Annotated in this window: 2 protein-coding genes and 3 pseudogenes; 3 read left to right on the plus strand and 2 right to left on the minus strand. The window is 61.0% G+C overall.

Translation table 11 applies throughout. The features are described 5' to 3' along the window. Positions 1–140, plus strand: a 140-nt coding sequence (locus NKI21_RS31935) for a winged helix-turn-helix domain-containing protein (RefSeq protein ID WP_352546282.1), incomplete at its 5' end; no start/stop codon positions are given. Positions 141–292: 152 nt separating this feature from the next. On the opposite strand, the gene NKI21_RS31940 is transcribed toward NKI21_RS31935, so the two are convergent. Then, the gene (locus tag NKI21_RS31940; protein ID WP_352869246.1) at positions 293–9,133 is read right to left on the minus strand and encodes a Ulp1 family isopeptidase; all 8,841 of its coding nucleotides are present in this window, start codon (positions 9,131–9,133) and stop codon (positions 293–295) included. Between the two features lie 283 nt (positions 9,134–9,416). Next, a pseudogene (locus NKI21_RS32440) lies at positions 9,417–9,951 on the minus strand (aldehyde dehydrogenase family protein); the annotation flags it as partial. A 507-nt stretch (positions 9,952–10,458) separates the two neighbouring features. Between NKI21_RS32440 and NKI21_RS31950 the strand changes: the two are divergent. Then, positions 10,459–10,817, plus strand: a pseudogene (locus NKI21_RS31950) (DDE-type integrase/transposase/recombinase); the annotation flags it as partial. 267 nt (positions 10,818–11,084) lie between these two features. Beyond that, positions 11,085–11,267: pseudogene (locus tag NKI21_RS31955) on the plus strand (type IV secretory system conjugative DNA transfer family protein); the annotation flags it as partial.

An 11,267-nucleotide genomic window follows, 5' to 3' on the forward strand; every position in this document is an offset into this window, starting at 1 on the left:
TCGATGTCCTAATCATGCGCTTGCGCCGAAAGCTGGAGGCTGATGCGGCCAACCCTCGCCTGGTCAAAACATCCCGTGGCGCAGGCTACTTCTTCAACGCTGACGTAGATGTTAGCTACGGAGGCACGTTGGCCGCGTGACAGTGAGCTATGCTGGAGATTGGGGTGACGAGGCTGATCAAGCCTTCCAACAGTACCAGCCTGATCAATTACGGCGAGAGCTACCGGTCCGGAGATCGCATCAGCGCCTCTGTCGTCAAGAGAGCTGTTCTGCTTGACCCCAGCCATGGAGCTCAACGCCCCGCGTCGGAGCGCTCCCTGCTTCTGAAGGAAGCCACTAGGTCCGCTCGGGCTTGATCGGAGGCTTGGCTGATGGACGTCGTGGTTGCTTCGCTCAGTTGCCGCCCCATGGCGCGGCTTTGCGGATTATCAGTCCTCTGCCTCTTCGCCGGTCTCAACAGCGCTGTGGAATGTTCATTGTTTATGATGACGCCCCCGCTGTTCACGAGGTTGCTCCTGTCAAGTGTACTCGTCAGTCCGTCCTGGGCCTCGCGCTTCTTGCCCAAGTGCCGTTCAAACGGCGCTGGCGCGACTTGTTGAGCTCGAGAGATGGGTCCCTGCTCTCCTGCGTGGCCATGAGCTTGTGCCGCGGTCTGCGCAGCGGCGTCCCCAATGGCACGAGCCTCCATGCCGACTGCGTCTTCCGGACGAGCAGCAAGGGCAATTTCGCGCCCGAGTGCGAACTTCCGGACATGAGTTAGTGCACTGATTTCAGCGGTTTTCATATAGCGCTTGGCATCTTCATCCAGCGACCGCTCGTGAAGCCGATCCGCAATCCCCGGCTTTTTGTTTTCAACCAGGCATTGACTGAAACGTCTAAGAGCAGACCCATAGACCTCAACGGTACGGGGTTTCGGCCCGGTCGGCGCTGCCTCGTACGCTTTGATGAGAGCCGCTGTGTACTCTCTGATGAGCACGGCGTCGGCAGGGTGGGGATTCAGGGCCGGGCGGCCCATCACTGGCGCTCCGCCCGCCCACGTCTTGAGACGACCCAGTGACCCAGCCACGGCCGAGGGGCCGCCACCCCAGATCTCGTACTCCTTGCGATCCCGATCCAGCGACTCCTCGTGAAGCCGATCCGCAATCCCCGGCTTGTTATTTTCAACGAGCCAATGACCAAAGCCGAAAAGAATATCTACATGGCGCTTGACCGTGATCTCCCCGACCTTACCGGCATAGAGTGCTGACCTCAGCCCTTCGACAAGGGTCGCATCGTTGGAATAAAGAGGACCCTTGTCGGGACCGGAGACCACTTTTGGGCGATCTGGCTGCACCGCCGCCGGCACAGAACGAGCATGGTCACGCAACTCGGACGGTGCGGGGGGATTCAGATCAACCACTGACGAATCCGGCGCATGATGATGGCGCGCCGTTGAGTGACCCGGCTGCAGCACCGAGGCACCCAGCATCGACCCACTGCCTCCGGCGTACGGCGCCGCGGCGTGTTCTTGTCCGCTCCCTTGCATCATGGGCTGCGCTTCCCATGGCAATGCACCCACTTGATGGGTGGGGGCCTGCATCAGCACGCGAGCGCCTGAATTGCCGATCTCGCTCAGCTGCGGCTCAGTGGCAACGTCCTGCAGACGACTGTTCGGGGTCCTTTGCCTCTTCGCTGGTCTCAACTCCGCTGTATCATGCTCACGGTTGATGAGGACCTCCTCGCTTGGTAGCTGGTTGCTCCTGTCCTGTGCTGCGATCCGCTCGTCCGGCGCGCGCTGGTCGCCGTCGCGCCAGCTCAGGGGACGAAAGGACCCTGCGGGATCCGAGGCTTGGTGATGGGGCCCAGTTGGCACGAAAGACGATGCCAGTACAGCGTCGTCTTCATTAGCTTTCCCAGGGGGGAGATACTCTGGCCAACTGTATTCCTCCTGCGGCCCGCTGTGCTGCGCAGCGGCGTCCCCCTTGCTCTCAAGACTTTGAAATTTAAATGGGTCCCCGGGAGCAACGTCTGGCGCTGACTGGCCGAGCCGCTTGATCTGCTGGTGAAACGTCCCAACGGGGCTTTCCTTAACCGCGTCTCGGGCCTGTCGGTCCATGAGTTCAAAGTTCGTGAGATTATTTGCCGTTCCGAATGTATCGTCACCCCTGAGGCGGGTTTGTAGTGCCTGCCGATTGACGACGAGGTTGTTGAGGTTCAGGTCATCTGGCTGCGATTGCAATCGCCCAACCAGCGCCCGCGTGCCGTCCACCACGTAGACTCCGCAATCCACCACGTTGCTCTGCTGGGCGATGCGGGATACGCCCACGCGGGTCTCCAGGCTGGCGCCCAGATTTTCTGCGAGCTCTTTTGCAAGCGGGTCATGCCATCCGTTGTAGGAGTCATAATGATAGGCAACCGGCCGTTCCCGGTCGCTGCGATCAACGAACAGCAGCGACCAATGTTTGCCGCGCTCCTCACGAGTCGTACCGGCATCGCTCACTGGCACGAACAGGAAGTCGGCTGTGTCGTTGCCGTTCTTATGGACGATGCGCTGGAATGCGCTTAGCATGACGCTCTTGGAGCCCAAGCGCAGATGATAATTGGCTACGAGGGGATCCACGAACCGCGTCCGGGCGGCGAGATCTGGATTGTTCCCCTGCAACTCCTGCTCCAGGAGTTGGTAATCCCTCTGGATATGTTCGTCGCCTAGCCATTCCAATGCGCCGAGCACCCGCCCGTCTTTAGCTTTCCCAGGGGGCCTCTCTGGCCGACCCAATGCCTCCTGCGGCCCGCTGCGCTGCGCAGCGGCGTCCCCAATGGCACGAGCCTCCATGCCGACTGCGTCTTCCGGACGAGCAGCAAGGGCAATTTCGCGCCCGGGTGCGAACTTCCGGAGATGAGCTAGTGCACTGATCCTCCGGTTACCACCGGAGTTCACATAGCGCTTGGCATCTTCATCCAGCGACCCCTCGTGAAGCCGATCCGCAATCCCCGGCTTTTTGTTTTCATGCAGGTATTCACTGAAACGTATAAGAGTAGATCCATAGACCTGAATGGTACCGCGATTCGGCCCGGTCGCAGGCGCTTCTTTGTACTCTTTGATGAGAGCCGCTGTGTAATCTCTGATGAGCGCGGCGTCGGCAGGGTAGGGATTCCGGACAGGGCGGTCGACCACTGGCGCTCCGCCCGCCAACGTCTTGAGACGACCCAGTGCTCTAGCCACGATCGAGGGGCCACCCCTGCTCTCGTACTCCGAGGGGCCACCCCTGCTCTCGTACTCCTTGCGATCCTGATCCAGCGACGATTCGTCAAGCCGAGCAGCAAATCCCGGCCTGTTATTGTCAAAGAGCCAACGACCAAAGCCGAGAAGAGAATTTACATGGCGCTTGACCGTGCTCTCCTTGACCTTACCCGCGTAAGCTGACCTCAGCCCTTCGACAACGGTCGCATCGTTGGAATAGAGGGGACCCTTGTCGCGACCGGAGACCCCTATTGGAGGATCTGGCTGCACCGCCGCCGGCACAGAACGAGCATGGTCACGCAACTCGGACGGTGCGGGGGGATTCAGATCAACCACTGACGAATCCGGCGCATGATGATGGCGCGCCGTTGAGTGACCCGGCTGCAGCACCGAGGCACCCAGCATCGACCCACTGCCTCCGGCGTACGGCGCCGCGGCGTGTTCTTGTCCGCTCCCTTGCATCATGGGCTGCGCTTCCCATGGCAATGCACCCACTTGATGGGTGGGGGCCTGCATCAGCACGCGAGCGCCTGAATTGCCGATCTCGCTCAGCTGCGGCTCAGTGGCAACGTCCTGCAGACGACTGTTCGGGGTCCTTTGCCTCTTCGCTGGTCTCAACTCCGCTGTATCATGCTCACGGTTGATGAGGACCTCCTCGCTTGGTAGCTGGTTGCTCCTGTCCTGTGCTGCGATCCGCTCGTCCGGCGCGCGCTGGTCGCCGTCGCGCCAGATCAGGGGACGAAAGGACCCTGCGGGATCCGAGGCTTGGTGATGGGGCCCAGTTGGCACGAAAGGCAATGGCAGAACAGCGTCGTCTTCATTAGCTTTCCCAGGGAGCTCGCGCCCGAGTTCGGACTTCCGGAGATGAGCTAGTGCACTGATCCCACCGGAGTTGTTATAGCGCTTGGCATCTTCATCCAGCGACCCCTCGTGAAGCCGAGCCGCAATCCCCGGCTTTTTGTTTTCAACCAGGTATTCACTGAAACGTCTAGGAGCAGATCCATAGGTCTGAATGGTAGCGGGATTCGGCCCGGTCGGCGCTGCCTTGTACTCTTTGATGGGAGCCGCTGTGTAATCTCTGATGAGCGCGGCGTCGGCAGGGTCGGGATTATTCAGGACAGCGGCGCGGTCCAGCACTGGCGCTCCGCCCGCCCACGTCTTGAGATGACCCACTGCTCTAGCCACGTCCGAGGAGCCACTCTTGCTCTCGTACTCCTTGAGATCCGGATCCAGCGACTCCTCGTGAAGCCGAGCAGCAAATCCCGGCCTGTTATTATCAAAGAGCCAACGACCAAAGCCGAGAAGAGAATTTACATGGCGCTTGACCGTGCTCTCCAATGCTGACCTCAGCCCTTCGACAATGGTCGCATCGTTGGAATAGAGAGGACCCTTGTCGCGACCGGAGACCCCTATTGGAGGATCTGGCTGCACCGCCGGCGGCACAGAACGAGCAGGGTCACGCAACTCGGACGGTGCGGGGGGATTCAGATCAACCACTGACGAATCCGGCGCATCATGATGGCGCGCCGTTGAGTGACCCGGCTGCAGCACCGAGGCACCTAGCCTCGACCCACTGTCTCCGGCGTAGGGCGCCGCGGCGTGTTCTTGTCCGCTCCCTTGCACCATGAGTTGCGCCTCCCATGGCGATGTATCCACTTGAGGGCCGGGATCATGCACTGGTTCGTCCATTTGCTTTTGCAACCGAGCCCACCTTTCGGCCACCGCGGCCTCGCCAACCGCGGAGGGCGTCTCCTCAGCCCTGGCGAACGCTGGCCCGGCAGGCGCCGCCGGCACAGAACGAGCATGGTCACGCAACTCGAACGGTGCGGGGGGATTCAGATCAACCACTGACGAATCGCGCGCCGTTGAGTGACCCGGCTGCAGCACCGAGGCACCCAGCATCGACCCACTGCCTCCGGCGTAGGGCGCCGCGGCGTGTTCTTGTCCGCTCCCTTGCGTCATGAGTTGCGCCTCCCATGGCGATCGTAGAAGGTCCGCGTGCGGAATCGAGTCGAAATATCCCGACAAATCAGCGTCGACCTTCTGCTTTTGCAACCGAGCCCACCTTTCGGCCACCGCGGCCTCGCCAACCGCGGAGGACGTCTCCTCAGCCCTGGCGAACGCTGGCCCGGCAGGCGCCGGCGGCACAGAACGAGCAGGGTCACGCAACTCGGACGGTGAGGGGGGATTCAGATCAACCACTGACGAATCCGGCGCATGATGATGGCGCGCCGTTGAGTGATCCGGCTGCAGCACCGAGGCCCCCAGCATCGACCCACTGCCTCCGGCGTAGGGCGCCGCGGCGTGTTCTTGTCCGCTCCCTTGCACCATGAGTTGCGCCTCCCATGGCGATGTATCCACTTGAGGGCCGGGATCATGCACTGGTTCGTCCATTTGCTTTTGCAACCGAGCCCACCTTGCGGCCTCCGCGGCCTCGCCAACCGCGGAGGGCGTCTCCTCAGCCCTGGCGAACGCTGGCCCGGCAGGCGCCGCCGGCACAGAACGAGCATGGTCACGCAACTCGAACGGTGCGGGGGGATTCAGATCAACCACTGACGAATCGCGCGCCGTTGAGTGACCCGGCTGCAGCACCGAGGCACCCAGCATCGACCCACTGCCTCCGGTATGCGGTGCCAGGTGCTCGTCCCCCAGCATCATGGGCTGCGCCTCCCATGCCAATGCACCCACTTGATGGGTGGGGGCCTGCATCAGCACGCGAGCGCCTGAATTGCCGATCTCGCTCAGCTGCTTAGCTTTCCCAGGGGGCTTCTCTGGCCGACCCAATGCCTTCTGCGGCCCGCTGTGCTGCGCAGCGGCGTCCCCAATGGCACGAGCCTCCATGCCGACTGCGTCTTCCGGACGAGCAGCAAGGGCAATTTCGCGCCCGAGTGCGGCGTACGGCGGGAACTTCCGGAGATGAGCTAGTGCACTGATCCACCGGTTACCACTGGAGTCCAAATAACGCCTGGCATCTTCATCCAGCGACCCCTCGTAAAGCCGAGCCGCAATCCCCGGCCTGTTGTTTTCATGCAGGTATTGACTGAAACGTCTAAGAGTAGCCGCATAGTCCTGAGTGGTTTTGGGATTCGGCCCGGTCGCAGGCGCTCCCTTGTACTCTTTGATGAGAGCCGCTTTGTACTCTTTGATGAGCACGGCGTCGGCAGGGTCGGGATTCAGGGCAGCGCGGCCCACCATTGGCGCTCCGCCCGCCGACTCTTTGAGACGACCCAGTGCTCTAGCCACGTTCGAGGAGCCACTCTCGCGCTGGTACTCCTTGAGATCCTGATCCAGCAACGGATCGTCAAGCCGAGTAGCAAATCCCGGCTTGTTATTATCAAAGAGCCAACGACCAAAGCCGAGAAGAGAATTTACATGGTCCGTGACCGTGCGCTCCCCGACCTTACCGGCATAGAGTGCTGACCGCAGCCCTTCGACAACGGTCGCATCGTTGGAATAAAGAGGACGCTTGTCGCGACCGGAGACCACTACTGGAGGATCTGGCTGCACCGCCGCCGGCATAGAACGAGCATGGTCACGCAACTCGAACGGTGCGGGGGGATTCAGATCAACCACTGACGAATCCGGCGCATGATGATGGCGTGTTTCCCCGGGAACAACGTCCCGTACGAACACCGAGTCTGGGTTGCCTTGGTCCGGCGCGACTGGAGCCAGGGCTCTGTCGTGCAACGCTCGCGCTGACTGGCCGAGCCGCTTGATCCGCTGGTGAAACGTCCCAACGGGGCTTTCCTTAACCGCGTCTCGCGCCTGTCGGTCCATGAGTTCAAAGTTCGTGAGATAATTTGCCGTTCCAGATGTATCGTCACCCATGAGTCGGGTTTGTAGTGCCTGCCGATTGACGACGAGGTTGTTGAGGTTCAGGTCTGGCAGGTCTGGCTGCCATCTTTGCAATCGCCCAACCAGCGCCCGCGTGCCGTCCACCACGTAGACTCCGCAATCCCACTCGTTGCTCTGCTGGGCGATGCGGGGTAAGTCCACGCGGGTCTCCAGGCTGGCGCCCAGCCTTTCTGCGAGGTGTTTTGCAAGCTTGTCATGCCATCCGCTGACGGAGTCATAATGATAGGCAACCGGCCGTTCCCGGTCGCTGCGATCAACGAACAGCAGCGACCAATGTTTGCCGCGCTCCGCAAGAGTCTTACCGCCATCGCTCACTGGCACGAACAGGAAGTCGGCTGTGTCGTTACCGTTCTGATTATGGACGATGCGCTGGAATGCGCTTAGCTTGTCGCTCTCGGAGCCCAAGCGCAGATGATAATTGGCTACGAGGGGATCCACGAACCGCGTCCGGGCGGCGAGTTCTGGATTGTTCCCCTGCAACTCCTGCTCCAGGAGCTGGTAATCCCTGTGGATATGTTCGTCGCCTAGCAATTGCAATGCGCCGAGCACCCGCCCGCTGGGGTCGCCGAAAACACCAAAAAACCCTTCGACCGCGGGGGACATCCCCTCAGGAAAGAGCTCTGGCGAGGCGGAATTCCCCGCCCGCAAGCTGGGAGGAGCGAATTCCGGTGGCCTCAGTGGCACCTCCTCGCTTGGTAGCAGGTTGCTCCTGTCCTGTGCAGCGATCCGCTCGTCCGGCGCGCGCTGGTCGCCGTCGCGCCAGATCAGGGGACGAAAGGACTCTGCGGGATCCGAGGCTTGGTGATGGTGCCCAGTTGGTACGAAAGACGATGGCAGAACAGCGGCGTCTTCATTAGCTTCCCCAGGGAGCTTCTCTGGCCGACCCAATGCCTTCTGCGGCCCGCTGTGCTGCGCAGCGGCGTCCCCAATGGCACGAGCCTCCATGCCGAGTGCGTCTTCCGGACGAGCAGCAAGGGCAATTTCGCGCCCGAGTGCGGCGGACGGCAGGAACTTCCGGAGTTGAGCTAGTGCAATGATCCTCCGGTCACCACTGGAGGCCTTATAGCGCTTGGCATCTTCATCCAGCGACTCCTCGTGAAGCCGAGCCGCAATCCCCGGCTTGTTGTTTTCAACCAGGTATTCACTGAAACGTCTAAGAGTAGCTCCATAGTCGTGAATGGTTTGGCGATTCGGCCCGGTCGCAGGCGCTCCCTTGTACTCTTTGATGAGAGCCGCTTTGTACTCTTTGATGAGCACGGCGTCGGCAGGGTCGGGATTCAGGACAGCGCGGCCCACCATTGGCACTCCGCCCGCCGACTCTCTGAGACGACGCAGTGCCACAGCCACAGTCGAGGAGCCACCACTGCTCTCGTACTCCTTGAGATCTTCATCCAGCGACTCCTCGTGAAGCCGAGCAGCAAATCCCGGCTTGTTATTTTTAAAGAGCCAACGACCAAAGCCGTAAAGAGAATTTACATGGCGCTTGACCGTTTCCTCCTTGGCCTTACCCGCGTAGAGTGACCTCAGCCCTTCGACAACGGTCGCATCGTTGGAATAAAGAGGACGCTTGCAGCCGCGACCGTCGGAGACCACTACTGGAGGATCTGGCTGCACCGCCGCCGGCACGGGGGAACGAGCATGGTCACGCAACTCGAACGGTGCGGAAGGATTCAGATCACCCACTGACGAATCCGGCGCATGATGATGGCGCGCCGTTGAGTGACCCGGCTGCAGCACCGAGGCACCTAGCATCGACCCACTGCCTCCGGCGTACGGCGCCGCGGCGTGTTCTTGTCCGCTCCCTTGCATCATGGGCTGCGCTTCCCATGGGGCCGCGCCTTCGATGAGGCTCAGGTCTCCGTGAGACGGATGAGGATGGAACGGGTCTGGCAGAGCCGGAACGCCGGGGGCGGGAATTTGGGCAGCGGCTTGGCGCGCCTCGCCCGAGCGCTGCTCAAAGCCCTCTTGCCCGGCCTGTGCCGCTTGCTCTTGAGATGCCGGGGGCTGCACCTGCCGCCAACCTGTTACATTGGATAGGTCAAATTTGTGCCGGTTCACGTTAGCCTCACGTCCACAGATCAGCTGAGCAACCTACTCGGGCATACTTACGAGAAGCTGACGAGGTCCGCGGTCCCGGAGCGGGTAGGCCTAATTTTCTGCGCGCCGATTGCGCTGGCGCGACGTAGCCCGGCCTTTTGCCAGCTCGGCAGCTACGGCTCGCAAAGAGCGTCGTAAGGCTTGCGGAGCCGCCCCTCAGCTCCCGTCGAGGAGCAATCCACAATTCACATATTTGGAGATGGCTCGCTGGTTTACCGGTCTGCGAGCCCTGCAAGCCCATGCTTCAGATGCCGCCCGTGCAGAGGTATTTCATTTCGAGGTAGTCCTCGAGGCAATGGCGGGAACCCTCCCGCCCGATGCCGGACTGCTTCACTCGGCCGAAAGGCGCGGCTTCCGACGACATGCGTCCCGTGTTCATACCACTATGCCATATTCCAAGGCCTCGGCGACACGCCAAACACGCTTCCGTTTGAGGCACAAATGTGGGGGAAGGCCGTAGATCGTGTCGTTGGCCTCATGCACGACCTATCCGCATCGTCGAAGCAATCACAGGCGCCAGCCGCCCGAATGTCTCTTTCTTGCGCGATGGTCATCTCGCTGGAGACCGGACCGATAGTTCGACGTGCCATTCGCGCGATGCGTTTGCCCCCGCATCGATTCTGCGGCCTTTCGCGACGGCATGGGATTCGATTTTGGCCAGAGCCTGCCTGTCGATCAGCGCACCGATCGCCACTCCGGAGCAAAGCCCTCGCCAACGATAAGTGGCGGACTTTCTCCACGAACTCTCGACAAACACCTTCGTGAACGCCTGACTGGACGGGGGTAGCCATGCCGAACAGGTCGCATAACCACGCCATCGTTCGGCGACTGCAGCCGCGAAGCGTCTCGAACACATCGGCTCGATGCGGTTGCGTCCAGAATGCATCAGCGAGCGGCGGGAGTCTTCGCTATATTCGCCCCCGACATCCCGAAGTCCACCAGCTTGCCTGCCAAAAAGGGGTGTTGCATGAATAAACCCGCTTTCGTCGCCGTCAGCCGCGTGCCCAGGAAGGACGACAGTCTCCATAGCAAGAATGCGAGATGATCATCGTATTCAGCGGCAGCGTGCCGGCGAAATTGGGTGTTCGGCAAGCCAAATAGCGCGATGCAGAAGCATGGTGAGGATTTCGCGTCCGCCACTGCGATGCATAGAGCCACCCTTCGCAACCGACCAGCGCAACAAAGCTCGTTATGCGGCGCGTAGGTTCGTAGACGCTTATCCAGTATCGAGATAACAAGGCCGCTGCGCAGGAACGAACTCTGAGAGCGCACCCTGCGAGAGGTTGCGCTTGCTGACGCGGCTGTGGAAGAAGCAGGGGCTCGCGCCGAAGCGCATGATCACCGACTAGCTTCGCTCGTATGGAGCGGCAAAGCGACAGATGATGCCGGACGTCGAGCACCGGTCGCACAAGGGGTTGAACAACAGAGCGGAGAATTCCCATGTGCCGCCGCGAAAACGGGAACGGATGATGCAGGGGTCCGATCGCCGGGAGGCCTGCAACGCTTCGTCTCGACCTTGTCAGCCCTCCGCAACCTCTTCGTCCCCCGCCCCAAACGTTCTGCTCTCGCCATACATGTTCATCGCTTGCAAGCCATCGCCGAATGGAAGGCCGTGACTGGAACGCCCGCAACAATGGATTGCTAACGGCGAACTCATGCTGGTCGGCAAGGCGATACTGGCTGGAGCATCAACTCGGCCGACGAGAGTGGCCACACCATCCTAGACAGGATCGGCCGATATGCCCGGCATCGCCGCTCTGCAAAAAGCACAGCGGGCATCCAGACGTTGCCGGGTTGACTATGGGTGTCCGAACCGCGAAAAGAGGCCGCTCTTTATGAGTGGCGTGCGCTGGCAGTCTAACCCCAAGCCCCCCGCCCGGGCTGCCGGCGCGCTTCTAGGAACATCGAGGTAGATGACGAGACTCCGAACTACATTTCCAAAGCTATCGGTGGATTCACATTTCAAGCCCAATCGATTTCCTACAGCCAGGCGCGAACGTTCGATTGGAACATTCAGAATTCACATCAAGGTGCACCGCTATTGCGTCCCGAACAGGTTCGGCTGCTCGATGACGACTACGAGATTGTTCTCATC

Origin of the sequence: Mesorhizobium sp. M0715 (assembly GCF_040320355.1) — a bacterium.
Classification (GTDB): domain Bacteria; phylum Pseudomonadota; class Alphaproteobacteria; order Rhizobiales; family Rhizobiaceae; genus Mesorhizobium.